Here is a 16,923-nt window from a genome sequence, read left to right on the forward strand (position 1 = left end):
TCAGGTTCCGCGGAGGGCCCGCAGGCCCACGGCCAGGCGTTCGATGCCCCGGGCGATTTCCGCCTCGTCCAGGGTGGAAATGGAAAGGCGCACCCAGCGGGGACCTTCAGCCGGGCAGGGGAAGAAGCTGCGTCCGTCCCGCACGGCCACCCCGTGGCGGGCGAGGGCGGCCTCCAGGTCCAGGGCCGGGTCGAACCCGGTCAGGCGCAGCCAGAGCAGGTAGCCCCCCGCGGGCGCCTCCCAGGCGGCCCAGGCGGGGTCCAGGTGGCGGCGGAGGGCCGCGAGGGCCGCGTCCATGCGCCGCCGGAAGCACCGGTGGAGGCGGGCCAGGTGCTGGTCGAACCGGCCCAGGCGGATGAAGTCCTCGAGGCCCTCCTGGAGCAGGGGGGGCGGCCCCAGCTCCCCGGCGGCGCGCAGGGCGGTGAGGCCGGCCACGCAGGGCTCCGGAGCCGCGATCCAGCCCAGGCGCAGGCCCGGGAAAAGGATCTTGGAGAAGGTGCCCGCGTAGATCACCAGGCCGGACCGGTCCAGGGCCTTGAGGGGCTGGATGGCCCGGCCGAAGTACTTCATCTCCTCCGTGAAGCCGTCCTCCAGGATGGGCAGGCCCGCCGCCCCGCAGAGCGCCAGCAGGCGCTCCCGCTGGGCCGGGTCCAGGCTCCGGCCGGTCGGGTTGCGGAAACTGGGCATCACGTAGGCCAGGGCGGGCCGCTCCCGGCGCACCAGGGCCTCCAGGGCCGCGAAGTCCGGCCCCCCGGGGCCTTCCGGCACGGCCAGGGCCCGCAGCCCCAGGAGGCCCAGGAGCCGGAGGAACTGGTTGTAGGTGGGGGTCTCCACCAGGACGGCGTCGCCGGGCCGGGCGACGCCGCGCAGGACCAGCTCCAGGGCCTGCTGCGAGCCGTGGGTGACGAGGATCTCCTCCGGGGCCGCCGCCACCCCGTGCTGGGCCATGCGGGCCGCCAGCAAGGCCCGGAAGCCCGGCTGTCCCTGGGGGTCCCCGTAGGCCAGCACCTCGGGCCCCCGGCGCCGGAGCACGGAGCGGAGCGAACGTTCGAAGGCCGCCACCGGCATGAGGCGCGGGTCCATGGTGAAGTCCGCGAAGGAGATCGCTCCCTCCGGCCGGACGGGGCGCCGCGGCAGGCGCCCGAGGTCGGCCAGGCGCGCCTCCCAGGGGAAGCCCGGCGCCCCCGCCGGGGGGGCGGGTATCAGGCCGCCGCGGGGACGAACCCGGGGCTGGGCGCCGGGCCGGAGGTCCAGGCAGCCCTGGGCCCACAGGTCCTGGTAGGCCGCCGCCACCGTGCTCCGGTGCAGGCCCAGCTGTTCGGCCAGGAGCCGGGTGGAAGGCAGGGCCTCCCCCGGCTTGAGCGCGCCCCGGGCGATCAGGGCCTGGACCTGGGTGACGACCTGCTTCCCCTTGGGTCCCCCGTCCTCCTTGATGGCCAGCAGCATGGCAGCCTCCGGACCCCACTGTAGACCCGTCTGGCTGGTCGAATCCGGCCAGTGGGCCGCCTTTCGGAGCCTGCCAGTGGGGGCGGCTCCCGTCCAACCGAGGGAGCGAACGCTTGCGGGACCGGCCCCCTTCGCCCACACTGGCTGCGCCTCCGGAGTCCGCCGTGGTCCTTGAAAGCCAGCGCGCGCCCATGACCCTCCTCCAACTCGCCGCCCTCGCCGTCGGCGCCCTGCTCCTGGTCCTGGGCCGGCCCCAGGGGACCTGGCCCCCCACCCCGGGCACGGCCGGGTTCCTCCTCGGGGCCCTGGTCTTCGGGCTGGGCGCCGTCGCCCTGCTCCTGGGCGAGGCACGGCGGGTGGAGGTGGGTCCCGCGGGCGTCCGGCTGGTGGTGACCTGGCGGGGGGGCCGGGTCCGCCGGGTGGACATCCCGGTCGCCGACATCCGGGATCTGGCCCTGAGCGGCCTGGGCGACGCCACCGATGGCACCCGGGCCTACGACCTGGTGGTCCTGTGCCGGGACGGCCGGGAGGTCCACCTCTTCGGGGGCTGCGCCTTCGAGGGCCGCCTGGACCGGGACCGCCTCGAGGGCCTCCGCCAGGAGGCCCGGCAGATCCTCGGCCTGGGCGCCTGACAGAAAAGAGGGGTTGCCGCCCGGCGGGCAGGCATGGCTACAATGGCCTCCCCCAGGAGGCCCCATGATCGCTCCCGCCATGCAGACCGCCATCAACGCCCAGATCAACTGCGAACAGGCCTCGGCCCAGCTCTACCTCGCCATGGCCGGCCACTGCGCCTCCCTCAGCTTCAAGGGCTTCGCCCACTGGCTCAAGGTCCAGGCTGGCGAGGAAACGGCCCATGCCGACCGCCTCATCCAGTTCCTCCTCGACCGGGGGGGCCGCCTCGAACTCCAGACCGTCCCCGCCCCGCCCCAGACCTTCGGCGGCATCATCGAGGTCTTCGAGCAGGTGCTGCAGCATGAGAAGGGCATCACGGCCCGGATCAACGACCTCTTCGCCGCTGCCCGGGACGCCCGGGACTTCGCCACCGAGATCGCCCTGCAGTGGTACGTCACCGAGCAGGTCGAGGAGGAGGCCAAGGTCTCCGAGATCGTGGACCACCTCCGCGCCGTCGGCGACAAGGGCGGCGCCATCTGGTACCTCGATTCGAAGATGGGCAAGCGCCAGGCCTAGAAACCGTCCTCCAGGGCCTCGTCGCCCAGGTCGGGGTCCACGGCTTCCCAGCGGGCCCGGGCCTGGAAGGCCGGGTCCTCCAGGCGAGCCAGGAAGGCCACCATGCGGGCGCCCCAGGCCGACCGGGCCGCCTCCCCCGCGGGCGCATGGGGCAGCAGGTCGGCGGGGGCCTCTTCCAGGCAGAGCTGGACGAGGATGAGGGTCTGGCGGTAGCCCGCCCCCACGGGGAGCAGGTTGGCGGAGAGGGTCTCCAGGCTCTCCGCCAGGTCCCCCTCGCTCTGCGCCGCCAGGCCGTCCAGGACCTCCGACGCCTGGTGGCAGGCGCGCACGAGCTTCGCGTGGAGGCGCTCCAGGTCCTCCCGGCCCGCGCCGGTGGCCAGGGCGTGGGCCGCGTCCTCCAGGTGGGGGTGGAGTTTCTTGAAGAGGAGCTGAAGGGCCTGGGAGGCGGGATTGAGGACGTCCATGGCAGGAATTATCCCTGAAAAACCGTTCAATGACCGCGAATGGGAATTGATATACGATACGGCGCCAGTTCCCCCAACCCCACCCTGATCCGACCGCCAGGAGGCGACGCCATGGCCCCAGTCCCCGAGAGCGAATCCCAGTTCTCCAGCGAGGTGTACCCCCCCTCGGAGGCCATGCGGGCCCGGGCCCACCTGCCGTCCATGGAGGCCTACCGGGCGCTCTACGACCGCAGCGTGCGGGAACCCGAGGCCTTCTGGGAGGAGCAGGCCCTCACGCAGCTCGACTGGTTCCACCCCTTCAGCAAGGTCCGGGAGTACGACTTCGAGTGGGGCCAGGTGCAGTGGTTCCTCAATGGGCGCCTCAACGCCTGCCACAACTGCGTGGACCGCCACGCCTCGCAGCGGGGCACCCAGACCGCCCTCATCTGGGAGTCCGACACCCCCGGCGAGGGCCGGAGCGTGGACTACCGCGAGCTCCAGCGCGAGGTCTGCCGGCTGGCCAACGTGCTCCGGCACCACGGCATCCGGAAGGGGGACCGCGTCGCCATCTACATGCCCATGATCCTCGAGGCCGTCTACGCCATGCTGGCCTGCGCGCGGATCGGCGCCGTGCACAACGTGGTGTTCGCGGGGTTCTCGGCGGAGAGCCTGCGGGACCGCATCAACGACGCGCGCTGCAAGGCGGTGATCACCGCCGACGAGGGCATCCGCGGCGGGAAGATCATTCCCCTCAAGCGCACCGTGGACGAGGCCGTCATGGCCTGCCCCACCGTCAAGTTCGTCTTCGTGGCCCAGCGCACCGGCAACAAGATCCCCTTCTACCCCCAGCGGGACGTGTGGCTCCGCCCGGCCATGGACGCGGAGCGGCCCTTCTGCCCCATCGAGCACGTGGACGCCGAGGACACCCTCTTCCTGCTCTACACCTCCGGCAGCACGGGCAAGCCCAAGGGCGTCGCCCACACGACGGCGGGCTACCTCCTGCACGCGGCCCTTTCCCACCGCTACGTCTTCGACTACCAGCCCGGCGACGTCTACGCCTGCGTGGCGGACATCGGCTGGATCACGGGCCACTCCTACGTCGTGTACGGCCCCCTCTGCAACGGCGCCACGACGGTCCTCTTCGAGAGCGTGCCCACCTTCCCGGACGCGGGCCGCTACTGGGAGATGGTCGAGCGCCTGGGCATCACCCAGTTCTACACGTCCCCCACCGCCATCCGCGCCGTGGCCCGCGAGGGCGACGAATTCGTCAAGCGGCACGACCGCTCCTCCCTGCGCATCCTGGGCAGCGTCGGCGAGCCCATCAATCCCGAGGCGTGGAAGTGGTACCACACCCAGGTCGGAGAGGGGCGCTGCCCCGTCGTCGACACGTGGTGGCAGACGGAGACCGGCGGCATCATGATCAGCCCCATGCCGGGCGCCACGCCCCTGAAGCCCGGTTCGGCGACCTTCCCCTTCTTCGGGGTCGAGCCCGTCGTCCTGGACGAGCAGGGCCGGGAGATCGAGGGCAACGGCGTCACGGGGCTCCTGGCCATCCGGAACCCCTGGCCCGGCATGGCCCGCACGATCCAGAACGACCACCAGCGCTTCGTCGAGACCTACCTGAGGCCCTTCATGGGCTACTACATCACCGGGGACGGCTGCCGCCGGGACGAGGACGGCTACTACTGGATCACCGGGCGCGTCGACGATGTCATCAACGTCTCCGGCCACCGCATGGGCACCGCCGAGGTCGAGAGCGCCCTCGTCACCCACCCGGGCTGCGCCGAGGCCGCCGTCGTCGGCTTCCCCCACGACATCAAGGGCCAGGGCATCTTCGCCTACGTCATCCTCAACGCGGGATGGGAGGAGGGGCAGGAGCTCATCGGCGAGCTCAAGAACGAGGTCCGCCACCACATCGGCCCCTTCGCCACGCCCGACCTCATCCTCATCGCGCCTGGCCTCCCCAAGACGAGGAGCGGTAAGATCATGCGACGCATCCTGCGCAAGATCGCCTCCGAGGACTACGGGGAGCTGGGGGACATCACCACCCTGGCCGACCCGACGGTCGTCGAGGCCCTCATCGAGAAGAGGAAATCGATCAGATGAGCTTCGTCCTCGCCCTGGACCAGGGCACCACCAGCAGCCGCGCCCTCCTCTTCGACGGGGAGGGCGCTGTCCGTTCTGTCGCCCAGAAGGAGTTCGCGCAGCACTTTCCCCGGCCCGGCTGGGTGGAGCACGACGCGCGCGAGATCTGGGAGACCCAGCTCGCCACGGCCCGGGAGGCCCTGGCCGCAGCCGGCGCCCGGCCCCGGGACGTGGCCGCGGTGGGCATCACCAACCAGCGGGAGACCACGGTCCTCTGGGACCGCGCCACGGGCGAGCCCCTCGCCCCGGCCATCGTGTGGCAGGACCGGCGCACCGCGGGCCTCTGCGAGGAGCTGCGGACCCGCGGCCTGGGCCCCCTCTTCCAGGAGCGCACGGGCCTCGTCCTCGACGCCTACTTCTCCGGCACCAAGCTGAAGTGGCTGCTGGACGAGATCCCCGGCGCCCGGGCCCGGGCGGAGCGGGGCGAGCTGGCCTTCGGGACCATCGACGCGTGGCTGGCCTGGAACCTCACCGGCCGCCACGTCACGGATCCCAGCAACGCCTCGCGCACCCTCCTCTTCGACATCCACCGCAACCGGTGGGACGAGGAGCTGCTGGGCATCCTGGACATCCCCGCCGCGGTGCTGCCCGCCGTCGCCGACTCCAGCGGCCCCCTGGGCACCATCCGGCCCGAGCTCTTCGGCGGGCCCCTGACCCTGGCCGGCATGGCCGGGGACCAGCAGGCCGCGACCTTCGGCCAGGCCTGCCTGGAACCCGGCATGGCCAAGAACACCTACGGCACGGGCTGCTTCATGCTCATGAACACCGGGGACCGGCCGGTGCTGAGCCGGAACCGCCTCCTCAGCACCACCCTCTGGAAAGTGGGCGACCGCCTGGACTACGCCCTGGAGGGAAGCGTCTTCATGGCGGGGGCCGCCGTGCAGTGGCTGCGGGACGGCCTCGGCATCATCGCCACCTCCGCCGAGGTGGAGCCCCTGGCCCGCTCCGTCCCGGACAGCGGCGGCGTGTTCCACGTCCCCGCCTTCACCGGCCTGGGCGCGCCCTGGTGGGACCCCGCCGCGCGGGGGGCCTTCTTCGGGCTCACCCGGGGCAGCCACAAGGGGCACCTGGCCCGCGCGGTGCTGGAGAGCATCGCCTACCAGACCGCGGACCTGCTCACCGCCATGGAGGCGGATTCGGGCATCCGGCTGCGGGAGCTGCGGGTGGACGGGGGCGCCTCCCGGAACGACCTCCTCATGCAGTTCCAGGCCGATGTCCTCGGCGTCACCGTGGTGCGGCCCCGGGTCACCGAGACGACGGCCCTGGGCGCGGCCTACCTGGCCGGCCTCGCCGTGGGCTTCTGGGACACCCCCGAGCAGCTCGCCCGCAACTGGCGCCCCGAGGCCCGCTTCGAGCCGACCCTGGACGCCACCGAGCGCTCCGCCCGCCTGGACCGCTGGCACCGGGCCGTGGCGCGCGCCAAGGACTGGGCGGACTGACGGGCCCCTTGACCCCGCTGTACGGATTGTTACAATCCATGGATGATCCGTATAGCCTGGAGGCCCGCCGATGGGGATCGTGAACCTCGATGACGACCTGCACGACCAGGTGCGGAAGGCCAGCGCCGTCGCCTGCCGCTCCATCAATGCGCAGGCCGGGTACTGGATCCGCATCGGCATGCTGTGCGAAATGAACCCGACCCTGCCCTACCAGGAGCTCCTGGCGCGCGCCTTCCGGGCCGCGGGGGTCGAGGCGCCCGCGGCCGGCGCGCCCCTGTGATCAAGGGGCCGGAGGCGCTCCGGAAGCTGGCCGAGTCGGGCCGGCTGCTGGCATCCGTCTTCAGGCACCTGGACACCTACGACCTAGCCGGCCTGTCGACCCTGCGCGTCAACGATATCGTTGAAGCCTTCATCGTGAACGACCTCCACGCCCGTCCCGCCAGCAAGGGCCAGTACGGCTACGCCTACGCGCTGAACGCCTCCCGCAACGAGGTGGTCTGCCACGGGGTGCCCTCCGCGTCGGACGTGCTCCGGAGCGGGGATATCGTGAATTTCGACATCACCCTGGAAAAGGACGGGTTCATCGCGGATTCCAGCAAGACCTACCTGATCGGCGAGGTCGCGCCCTCCGCCCGGCGGCTGGTCCGGGTCGCTTATGAATCCCTTTGGAAAGGCATCCAGGCCGTTCGCCCTGGCGCGCGCCTCGGCGACATCGGCCATGCCATCGCCCGCCATGCCCGGGAGCACGGGTGCTCCGTGGTGGAGGACTATTGCGGGCACGGGATCGGCCAGAAGATGCACGAACCCCCCGAGGTCCTGCACTGGGGCCGGCCCGGGACCGGGCTCCCGCTGAGGGAGGGCATGGTGTTCACGATCGAGCCCATGATCAACCAGGGCCATCGTTCGGTCCGGACCCAGGCGGATGGCTGGACCGTGGTGACCTGCGACGGCGCCTGGTCGGCCCAGTTCGAGCACACGATCGCCGTGACCCGGCAGGGGGCCCGGGTCCTGACGCTCCGCCCCGGCGAGGCCTGGGACCGCTGAACCCGGCCCGCGCCCCTCCGGGAATCGGTCGGGCCCCCTTGCCATGAATGAATTAATTATTACATTGGGTGGAACACCATGGCCGCCCTCCTCCACCCTCCCCTCCCCTCGTCCCGCATTCCCACCTGGGAACGCCGGCGGACTCCGGACCGCCGGCGATGGAACGGCAACCGCAAGGGCGATCCCCAGGTGCCCCGGCTGGAATGGAGCCTGGAGATCCGGCCCCAGCGCCTCGCCCTCATCGTCGGCGGGGCGGCCCTCGCCTGGGTCCTGCTGCTCTTCCTGGCCTTCCGGTAGGGGTCCCAGGGCGGGCTTGCCAATTAGATGTTTGAACATATAATTGGGGGTGCGAGGTGCATCATGACCCGGCTCCCGGTGCTGTTCGTCTCCCACGGTTCGCCCATGCTGGCCCTGGAGGGGCCGGCCCATCCGTACGTCCGGGATCTGGCCGCCTTCGCCCGGACCCTCCCGGACCGGCCCCGGGCGGTGCTGGTCCTCTCCGCCCACTGGCAGACCAGCGACCTGCGGGTCACCGCCGCGCCGCGGCCGGGGACGCTCCATGATTTCTATGGCTTCCCGCCCGAACTCCACGCGATCGACTACCCGGCCCCCGGCGATCCGGGCCTGGCCCGGGAGGTGGCGGCCCTCACCGGGGCCGCCCTGGACGCGGACCGGCCCCTGGACCACGGGGCCTGGGCCGTGCTCCGCCACCTGTTCCCCGCCGCCGACGTGCCCGTCGTCCAGCTCAGCCTGCCCCGCCGGGACCCGGCCGGCCTGGTGGCCCTGGGCGCGGCCCTGCGCCCCCTGCGGGACGCGGGGATCCTCATCGTCGCCAGCGGCGGCCTGGTGCACAACCTGCGGCTGGCCGACTTCGCCGCCCCGGACGGCCAGGTGGATCCCTGGGCCCGGGAGGCGGAGACCTGGTTCGTCACCCGGCTGGAGGAGGGCCGGACCGAGGACCTGCTGGCCCACCGGGACCGGTGGCCCCGGAGCGCCTGGGCGGCCCCCACCACCGAGCACCTGGATGTGCTCTTCCCCGCCCTGGGGGCGGCCACCCCGGGCGCGGCCCCCCGCTCCGTCCACGAGGGCTGGCAGCTGGCCAACATGAGCCTGCGCTGCCTGGCCTGGGCCTGATCAGCGCGGCCACTCCGCGGCGATCACGGCGTCCACCTGCTTCCGGTTCTCCTGGAGCCAGTGTTCGGCGAAGGCCTCCCCCACCTTCAGGCCCGCCTCCACGTCGCTGGGCCAGTGGGCGCCGGCCAGCACCCGGTCGTGGGCGATGAGGGCGCCCCGCTCCAGGAGGGCGTCCCGGTGGGCGGGGTCCAGTTCCGCGAGGATGCGGGCGTAGAGGCCGGCCAGGGCCGCGTGGCCGCTGGGGTAGCTGCCCGTATTCTCCTTGGCCACCGTGGGCGTGAGCTGGGTCAGCACGACGAAGGGGCGCTGGCGGTGGTAGTGCTTCTTGACGAGGGCCACGGCGGGCCGCAGCACCACCCGGCCCGCCTCGAGCAGCGCGGCGGTCCTGGGCCGGGCGTTCGGGCCCGCGCCCCTGGGGTAGAGGTCCGCGAAGGCGTCCGGCGTCAGCCATTCCGTGGACGCCGCCCGGGCCACGTCGGCCCGGGTCCGGGTCTTCTGCAGCCAGAGGAGGATGGCCGCCTCCGCCTTGGCCGCCTCCGAATCCTCGGCCGGGTAGGGCCCTACGAGGGCCTGCCAGTCGGGTTCCGCCGCCACGGCCGGCCGCGCCGGCAACGACAGGACGAGGGGCCCCGCCAGGGCCAGGGCGAGGGCAAAGCGCAGGGAACGAAGGGTCATGGCGGCTCCGGGGGCGGGGGTTCCCCCAGTCTAAGCGGGGATGCCCCCGGCCAGAAGCTCGTCCACCCAGGCGGGCACCAGCCTGCTGGCCGGCCCCTGGCGCCGGTCCGTGAAGCGGGAACTCACGAGGGACGGCTCCAGGTTCAGCTCGACGGTGGGGACCCCGGGCCGGACCCCCGCCACGAAGCCGGCGGCGGGGTAGACGTTGCCCGAGGTGCCCACGGCCGCGAAGAGGGCGCAGGTCTCCAGGGCCGCCTCGATGCGCGCCATCTCCAGGGGCATCTCCCCGAACCACACGATGTGGGGGCGGATGCCCGCCGGCCGGCCGCAAGCGGGGCACACCGTGTCCAGGGAGGTCGGGCCGGTCCAGGGGTGCACCGCCTCACAGCGCAGGCAGCGGACCTTGAGGAGCTCCCCGTGCATGTGGAGGAGGTTCCGGCTCCCGGCCCGGTCGTGCAGATCGTCCACGTTCTGGGTGACGAGGAGGACCTCCCCGGGCCAGGCCCGCTCCAGGCGGGCCAGGGCCAGGTGCGCGGCGTTGGGCTGGACCTGGGCGAGGCTCGCCCGGCGCGCGTTGTAGAAGGCGTGGACCCGCGCGGGATCCCGCCGGAAGGCCTCCGGGGTGGCCACGTCCTCCACCCGCTGACCCTCCCACAGGCCCCCCGCCCCGCGGAAGGTGGCCAGGCCGCTCTCGGCGGAGATGCCGGCCCCGGTCAGCAGGACGATGGACCCCGCGCGGCTCATGCCCGGAGCTCCCGGTTCACGGAGCAGCGCACGGGCCCCTTGCGGATGGAGGCGAAGCAGGCGAGGCATTCACGGCAGGCGTCCACCTCCGCGTCCCGGCCCTCCAGCAGCTTGCGGGCGGCCTGGACGTCGGCGATCAGGGGGCGGCCCAGGGCCACCAGGTCCGCGTCGCCCCGGGCCACCACGCCCGCGGCGAGGCCCGGCTCGGCCAGCTTGCCGACGGTGATGACGGGGATGCCCACCGCCTTCCGGAGGCGGGCCGCGAAGGGCACGTAGCCGCCGCCGGGGGTGCCCTTGGGGGGGACGGAGCTGGTGTTCAGGAAGGGCTGGCCCTCCCAGTCCCCCACGGAGCTGGTGCCGATGCCGGAGGCGTCCAGGAGATCCACGCCGGCCGCTTCGAGGGCCTGGGCGAGCCAGGCGCAGGCCTCGGGGGTCAGGCCCCCCTCCACGTGCTCCACGGCGTGCATGCGGCAGAGCACGAGCTTGTCGGGACCCACGGCCTCCCGCACGGCCTTCACCGTTTCCAGCGCGAACCGGGCGCGGTTCTCCAGGCTCCCGCCCCAGCGGTCCGTGCGCTGGTTGGTGCGGGGGGAGAGGAACTGGGACAGCAGGTAGTAGTGGGCCGCGTGGACCTCCACGCCGTCGAAGCCCGCGGCCACCGCGCGCCGCGCGGCGGCCGCGAAGGCCGCGATGACCGCCTGGATCTCCGCCTCGGTCATCGCCCGGGGCGCGGGGCCGGGGAGCACGGCCACGGGAGACGCGGACAGGCGGGGCACGGCCGGGTCCTCCCGCACCGCGCGTCCGCCCCCGTGCACCAGCTGGACGACGACGGGCACACCCTCGGCCTTCACCGCCGCGGCCAGCCGCGCCAGGCCGGGCACCTGGGCGTCGTCCCAGGCCCCCAGGAGCCGGGGCATGATGATGGCGTCGGCCGCCACGGCGGTGGATTCGACCACCACCAGGCCCACGCCGGCCCGGGCGTGGTCCCGGTACCAGGCCAGCTGGGCCTCCGAGGGTTGGTGGTCCTCGGCCAGGCCGGTGACCATGGGCGCCATCACGAGCCGGTTGGGCAACGTGAAGGATTTCAGCTGGATGGGATCGGAGAGCTGGGGCATGCGGAACCTCTGAAAGAACCCTTCCATTTGAACACGGCCGGAGGCCCGGAAATCCGGACGACTTTCCCTCGACAAGCCTGAGATTGCGTCTATGATCCTCCCACCCAAACCCCAAGGAGCCGGCGCCATGTCCCAGGGAACGAACGAGGACCTTCAAGCGGCCACGCACCTGAGCGAGTCCCAGCAGGCCGCCATCTCCCGCCTGCAGCGGGATGAGAATGTCATTCCCGCTCCCATCTGGCTTTCGCGCCAGGCCCACCTGGCCAACGATGCCGTGGAGCGCAGCCACGCCCTCTCGGACCCGGACGGCTTCTGGACCGAACGGGCGAAGCTGGTGGACTGGATGGAGCCCTTCACCCAGGTCTCGAAGTTCGATCCGCCGCGCCACCAGTGGTTCCTGGGCGGCAAGCTCAACGCCACGGTCAACTGCATCGACCGCCACGTGTACTCCGAGCGCCGCAACAAGGCCGCCCTCATCTGGGTCGGCGAGGACGGCGAGGAGCACGCCTACACCTACGGGCGCCTCTACCGCGAGGTGAACCGCTTCGCGAACACCCTCCGCAACCTGGGCGTGGCGAAGGGTGACCGCGTCATCCTCTACATGCCGCTCTGCCCCGAGGGCGTCATCACCATGCTTGCGTGCGCGCGCATCGGCGCCATCCACTCGGTGGTCTACGCGGGCATGGGCACCCAGGCCCTCCGGGCCCGCATCGTGGACTGCGCCGCCAAGGTGGTCGTGTGCTCCGACTACACCCTCCGCCGGGGCAAGAAGGTGGCCCTGAAGCCCACCGTGGACGAGGCCGTCCGGGACCTCTTCAGCGTGGACCACATCATCGTCCACCGGCGCGGATCCCGGCCCGGCGACGAGCCCTACGCCTTCGAGTCCGAACGCGAGCACGACTTCTACGACATCCAGGAGGCCCACAGCATCCACTGCGAGCCGGAGCCCATGGACGCCGAGGACCCGCTGTTCATCCTCTACACCTCGGGCACCACCGGGAAGCCCAAGGGCGTCGTGCACGCCACCGGCGGCTACCTCGTGGGCGTCACCTACCTGGCCCGCGCCTTCTACCAGATCACCGACCGCGACATCTACTGGAGCACCTCCGACATCGGCTGGATCGTCGGCCACTCCTTCATCGTCTACGGCCCCCTCTCCTGCGGCGCGACGGTCTTCTGCCGCGAGGGCGTGCCGGACTATCCCAGCCCCGAGGTGACCTGGGAGCTCTGCGAGCGGTACGGCGTCAACCTCATGTTCACGGCCCCCACGGCGGTGCGCATGTGGATGAGCCACGGGCCCGAGGCGCCCAGCAAGTACGACCTCAGCCGCCTGCGCCTCATCGCCTGCGCCGGGGAGCCCCTCAACCCCGAGGCCCACCACTGGGCCCAGAAGTACCTCGCCGGCCAGAGCAACGGCATGGTCGTGGACAACTGGTGGCAGACCGAGATCGCCGCCCCCGTCCTCGGCACGCTCCCCACCTTCGAGGCGCGGCCGGGCAAGGTGGGCAAGCCCATGCCCGGCGTCGTGGCGGAGGTGGTGGACGCCGAGGGCGTGCCCGTCCCCGACGGGTCCGGCGGCCTCCTCATCCTCCGCAGGCCCCTGCCCTACATGATGCGCACCGTCTGGGGGGACCACGCCCGCTACGAGCGCTACTGGAACCAGGTGCCGGGGGGCGTCTACACCGCCGGCGACATCGCGGTGAAGGACCGCGACGGCTACTTCGCCGTCCTGGGCCGCTCCGACGACGTCATGAACGTGGCCGGCCACCGCATCGGGACGGCGGACGTCGAGGGCGCCCTGGTGCGCCACCCCGCCATCGGGGAGGCCGCGGTCATCGGACTGCCCGACCCCGTCAAGGGCGAGCGGATCAAGGCCTTCGTCGTGCTCCGGAGCGGCGTGGCCCAGGGCCCCGGCCTCATCGCCTCCCTCAAGGACCACGTCCGCCAGGATCTGGGCCCCATCGCCGTGCCGGCGGAGATCGAGGTGCGCACCTCCCTCCCCAAGACCCGCTCCGGCAAGATCGTCCGGCGCTACCTCAAGGCGCTGGAGATGGGCGAGGACCCCGGGGACCTGTCGACCCTCGCCGACTGAGCATACATAAACCAATAATTGATTGACCCTGGGGGCAGGGCCCGCCACGAACCGCGGTCCGGCGGGCTAAACGCCCGTACGCGCGTCCGCGTAATACGATGCTAGGGAATCCATCCTCAAGGAGAGATCATGCACGCACGCACATGGCTGGCCCTGCCGATGCTGCTGGCCGCCGGAGCTCCGGCCAGCGCCCATCTGGACGCCAAGCTGATCCGCTTTCCCCATGTCTCGGCCTCCCAGATCACGTTCTGCTTCGCCGGCGACGTGTGGGTGGTCCCCAAGGAGGGCGGCCTGGCCCAGCGCCTGTCGACGCCGGCCGGGGAGGAATCCTTCCCCCGCTTCTCGCCCGACGGCAAGGAAATCGCCTTCACCGCCACCTACGACGGCAACCAGGATGTGTACGTGATGCCCGCCGGCGGCGGTGTCCCCGCCCGCATCACCCATCACCCCCTCCCGGACCGGGTCCTGGGTTGGACGCCCGACGGCAAGTCCATCCTCTTCGCCTCCATGATGGAATCCGGCAAGGACCGCTTTAATAAGATCTTCAAGGTCGCCAAGGGCGGCGGGCTGCCCGAAGCCCTCCCGGTCCCCTACGGCGAGTTCGGCGCCCTCTCCCCCGACGGGAAGGTGCTGGCCTACATGCCCATCTCCACCGACTTCCGCACCTGGAAGCGCTACCGCGGCGGCATGGCCTCCGAGATCTGGTTCTACGACCTGGAGAAGAAGACCAGCTTCCGGCTGCCCAGCGAGGGCGGCTCCAACGACGCCCAGCCCATGTGGCACGGGAGCACCCTCTACTTCCTCTCCGACCGCGACGCCTCCAAGCGCAACAACATCTGGTCCTTCGACACCCGCACCAAGGCCTTCAAGCAGATCACCTTCTTCAAGGACTACGACGTCCACTTCCCCGCCATCGGCCCCTCGGACATCGTCCTCGAGGCAGGCGGCCGGCTGCACCGCCTCGAGCTCCCCAGCGGGAAGCTCGTCGAAGTCAAGGTGGAGGTGGTGACCGACGCCGCCGTCCTGCGGGCCCGCACCGAGAACGCCTCCAAGCTGATCCGGGGCGCCACCCCTGGGCCCCAGGGCAAGCGCGCCGTCTTCGAGGCCCGCGGCGAGCTCTTCAGCGTGCCCGCCGAGAAGGGCGTCGTCCTGAACCTGACGAACACCCCCGGCGTCGCCGAGCGCTTCCCTGCCCTCTCCGCCGACGGCAAGCAGCTCGCCTACTTCAGCGACGCCACGGGCGAGTACGAGCTCTGGGTCCGCCCCGCCGACGGCACCGGCTCCCCCCGCCAGGTGACGAAGCTGGGCCCCGGCTTCCGCTACCGCCCCCAGTGGTCCCCCGACGGCAAGAAGATCGTCTTCGCCGACGTGGCCATGCGCATCAACCTCTGCGACGTGGAGACCGGCAAGGTCCAGGCCATCGACAAGGGCCACTTCATGATGGACGGGGGCGTGGCAGCCTTCTCCGTCAATTGGTCCGCTGACAGCCGGTGGATCACCTACGTGCGCGACACCCCCAACCGGAACGCCGTGGTGATGCTCTACGACACCAAGGCCGGCAGCCTGAAGGAGGCCACCTCCAACTTCTACAACGCCTCCGACGCCGCCTTCGATCCCGAGGGCAACTACCTCTTCATCACCACCGGCCAGGTCTTCTCGCCCACCTACAGCGACCTGGACAACACCTGGATCTACAAGGACTCCACCAAGCTGGCCGCCCTGCCCCTGCGCAAGGACGTCCCCAGCCCCCTCGCGCCCCGCAACGACGACGTGAAGGAGGACAAGAAGGAGGAGAAGAAGGACGCCAAGGACGCGAAGGAAGCGAAGCCCGCCGGCCCCAAGGCCGTCGAGATCGACCTGGACGGCCTCGAAGGGCGCATGGTCCTGCTGCCGCCTCCAGCCGGCGACTACGCCGACCTCGTCGCGGTGAAGGGCAAGCTCGTCTACCGCCGCCTCGGGCCCCAGGCCATGGACGGCGATCGGAAGGGCACCCTGTACACCTACGACCTGGAGGAGCGCGAGGAGAAGACCGTGATCGCCGACGTCGACGGCGTGGGCGTCACCCCCGACGGCAGCAAGGCCCTCGTCGCCCGGAAGGACGCCTTCGGCTTCATCGACCTGCGCCCGGACCAGAAGCTCGACAAGCGCATGCCCACCGGCGACCTGCCCATGCAGGTGGACGCCAAGGCCGAATGGCGCCAGATCTTCAACGACACCTGGCGCCTGGAGCGCGACATGTTCTACGATCCCGCCCTCCACGGCGTGGACTGGAAGGCCATGAAGACCCGCTACGGCAAGCTCATCGACGATTGCGTCACCCGCGAGGACGTCAACTTCGTCCTGGGCGAGCTCATCGCCGAGCTGAACGCCTCCCATGCCTACCGCGGCGGCGGCGACGTGGAGCTGGCCGCGCCCAAGGGCGTCGGGCTCCTGGGCGCCGACTATGCGCTTGAGAACGGCAAGTACCGCATCAAGCGCATCCTGCGCGGCGCCTCCTGGGACGCCTCCGCCAAGGCCCCCCTCGCCCAGCCCGGCGTCAACGTGAAGGAAGGCGACTACCTGCTGGCCGTCAACCGCGTGCCCGTGGACACCTCCAAGGATCCCTGGGCGGCCTTCCAGGGCCTGGCCGGCAAGACCGTCCTGCTGACCGTCAACGACCGCCCCGAGGCCGCCGGCGCCCGCGACGTCCTCGTCGAGACCATCCCCAACGAGATGCGCCTGCGCCACCTGGCCTGGGTGGAGGGGATGCGCGCCTGGGTCGACAAGACCTCCAACGGCCGCGTCGGCTACGTCTACGTCCCCGACACGGGCATCGGCGGCCAGAACGACCTGGTCCGGCAGTTCCGCGGCCAGTGGACGAAGCCCGGCCTCATCATCGACGACCGCTTCAACAGCGGCGGCCAGATCCCCGATCGCTTCGTCGAGATGCTGGGCCGCAAGGTCCTCAACTACTGGGGCGTCCGCGACGGCATGGACTGGCAGTGGCCCACCGTGGCCCACAACGGCCCCAAGGCCATGCTCATGAACGGCTGGAGCGGCTCGGGCGGCGACTGCTTCCCCTTCTACTTCCGCCAGGCGGGCCTCGGCCCCCTCATCGGGCGCCGCACCTGGGGCGGCCTGATCGGCATCAGCGGCGCGCCCGCGCTCATCGACGGCGGCAACATCACGGTGCCCACCTTCGGCATTTACTCCACCGCCGGCGAATGGCTGATCGAGGGCCACGGCGTCGATCCCGACATCGAGGTCATGGACGATCCCGCGCTCATGGCCCAGGGCCGCGATCCCCAGCTGGAGCGCGCCCTCCAGGAGGTCACGGCGGCGCTGGAAAAGAATCCCCCCAAGCGCCCCGCCAAGCCCGCCTACCCCAACCGGGCCCACTGAGCCCCGGCCCCCCAACCCGGAACGACGAACAGGGTCCTCACGGACCCTGTTCCGTTTCCGGGCTCAGCCTCAGGGCC

General features: G+C 71.6%; 15 protein-coding genes. 10 read left to right on the top strand and 5 right to left on the bottom strand.

What is annotated here, in order from left to right; genetic code table 11:
* On the bottom strand, window positions 1-1,446 hold the full coding sequence (locus R2J75_RS16910; protein ID WP_316410667.1) for an aminotransferase-like domain-containing protein: 1,446 nt from the start codon (window positions 1,444-1,446) through the stop codon (window positions 1-3).
* Window positions 1,447-1,610: 164 nt separating this feature from the next.
* Between R2J75_RS16910 and R2J75_RS16915 the strand changes: the two genes are divergently transcribed.
* Window positions 1,611-2,078: a hypothetical protein gene (locus R2J75_RS16915; RefSeq protein WP_316410668.1), complete on the top strand. Its 468-nt coding sequence runs from the start codon at window positions 1,611-1,613 to the stop codon at window positions 2,076-2,078.
* Window positions 2,079-2,142: 64 nt separating this feature from the next.
* Window positions 2,143-2,634: a ferritin gene (locus R2J75_RS16920; protein WP_243345769.1), complete on the top strand. Its 492-nt coding sequence runs from the start codon at window positions 2,143-2,145 to the stop codon at window positions 2,632-2,634.
* Here R2J75_RS16920 and R2J75_RS16925 read toward each other — a convergent pair.
* On the bottom strand, window positions 2,631-3,098 hold the full coding sequence (locus R2J75_RS16925; RefSeq protein ID WP_243329178.1) for a hypothetical protein: 468 nt from the start codon (window positions 3,096-3,098) through the stop codon (window positions 2,631-2,633). The genes R2J75_RS16920 and R2J75_RS16925 overlap by 4 nt on opposite strands.
* Before the next feature lie 111 nt (window positions 3,099-3,209).
* Between R2J75_RS16925 and acs (R2J75_RS16930) the strand changes: the two genes are divergently transcribed.
* The 6 genes from acs (R2J75_RS16930) (at window position 3,210) to R2J75_RS16955 (ending at window position 8,839) form a co-directional block, all read left to right on the top strand.
* Window positions 3,210-5,183 (top strand): acetate--CoA ligase, encoded by a 1,974-nt coding sequence (acs, locus tag R2J75_RS16930; RefSeq protein ID WP_243329177.1) that lies wholly within the window; start codon window positions 3,210-3,212, stop codon window positions 5,181-5,183.
* Window positions 5,180-6,661, top strand: a complete 1,482-nt coding sequence (glpK, locus tag R2J75_RS16935; RefSeq protein WP_243329176.1) for a glycerol kinase GlpK — start codon at window positions 5,180-5,182, stop codon at window positions 6,659-6,661. Before acs (R2J75_RS16930) ends, glpK begins: the two co-directional genes overlap by 4 nt.
* Window positions 6,662-6,731: 70 nt before the next feature.
* Window positions 6,732-6,941, top strand: a complete 210-nt coding sequence (locus R2J75_RS16940) for a ParD-like family protein (RefSeq protein ID WP_243329175.1) — start codon at window positions 6,732-6,734, stop codon at window positions 6,939-6,941.
* Window positions 6,938-7,705 (top strand): type I methionyl aminopeptidase, encoded by a 768-nt coding sequence (gene map, locus R2J75_RS16945; RefSeq protein WP_243329174.1) that lies wholly within the window; start codon window positions 6,938-6,940, stop codon window positions 7,703-7,705. The genes R2J75_RS16940 and map overlap by 4 nt, the downstream gene beginning before the upstream one ends.
* A gap of 78 nt (window positions 7,706-7,783) precedes the next feature.
* Complete coding sequence (locus R2J75_RS16950; RefSeq protein WP_243329173.1) at window positions 7,784-8,002, top strand: hypothetical protein; 219 nt, start codon at window positions 7,784-7,786, stop codon at window positions 8,000-8,002.
* 63 nt (window positions 8,003-8,065) lie between these two features.
* Entirely contained in the window at window positions 8,066-8,839 is a 774-nt protein-coding gene (locus tag R2J75_RS16955; RefSeq protein ID WP_243345771.1) for a dioxygenase family protein, read from the top strand.
* Here R2J75_RS16955 and R2J75_RS16960 read toward each other — a convergent pair whose 3' ends face one another.
* Genes R2J75_RS16960 through R2J75_RS16970 form a run of 3 tightly spaced genes read right to left on the bottom strand, consistent with a single transcriptional unit; the run spans window position 8,840 to window position 11,373 of the window.
* Window positions 8,840-9,514: a phosphatase PAP2 family protein gene (locus tag R2J75_RS16960; protein ID WP_316410672.1), complete on the bottom strand. Its 675-nt coding sequence runs from the start codon at window positions 9,512-9,514 to the stop codon at window positions 8,840-8,842.
* A gap of 30 nt (window positions 9,515-9,544) precedes the next feature.
* The gene (locus R2J75_RS16965; RefSeq protein WP_243329170.1) at window positions 9,545-10,258 is read right to left on the bottom strand and encodes an NAD-dependent deacylase; all 714 of its coding nucleotides are present in this window, start codon (window positions 10,256-10,258) and stop codon (window positions 9,545-9,547) included.
* Entirely contained in the window at window positions 10,255-11,373 is a 1,119-nt protein-coding gene (locus R2J75_RS16970) for an NADH:flavin oxidoreductase (protein ID WP_243329169.1), read from the bottom strand. The genes R2J75_RS16965 and R2J75_RS16970 overlap by 4 nt, the downstream gene beginning before the upstream one ends.
* A 127-nt stretch (window positions 11,374-11,500) precedes the next feature.
* On the opposite strand from R2J75_RS16970, the gene acs (R2J75_RS16975) reads away from it, so the two are divergent.
* Both acs (R2J75_RS16975) and R2J75_RS16980 read left to right on the top strand, forming a co-directional pair.
* Window positions 11,501-13,465, top strand: coding sequence for an acetate--CoA ligase (gene acs, locus R2J75_RS16975; RefSeq protein WP_243329168.1), 1,965 nt, complete (start codon window positions 11,501-11,503; stop codon window positions 13,463-13,465).
* Window positions 13,466-13,594: 129 nt separating this feature from the next.
* Window positions 13,595-16,846 carry a S41 family peptidase gene (locus R2J75_RS16980; protein ID WP_243329167.1) on the top strand — a complete coding sequence of 1,084 codons (3,252 nt, stop codon included), beginning with the start codon at window positions 13,595-13,597 and terminating at the stop codon, window positions 16,844-16,846.
* The last annotated feature ends 77 nt before the right edge of the window (window positions 16,847-16,923 follow it).

Origin of the sequence: Mesoterricola sediminis (genome assembly GCF_030295425.1) — a bacterium.
Taxonomy (GTDB): Bacteria; Acidobacteriota; Holophagae; order Holophagales; family Holophagaceae; genus Mesoterricola; species Mesoterricola sediminis.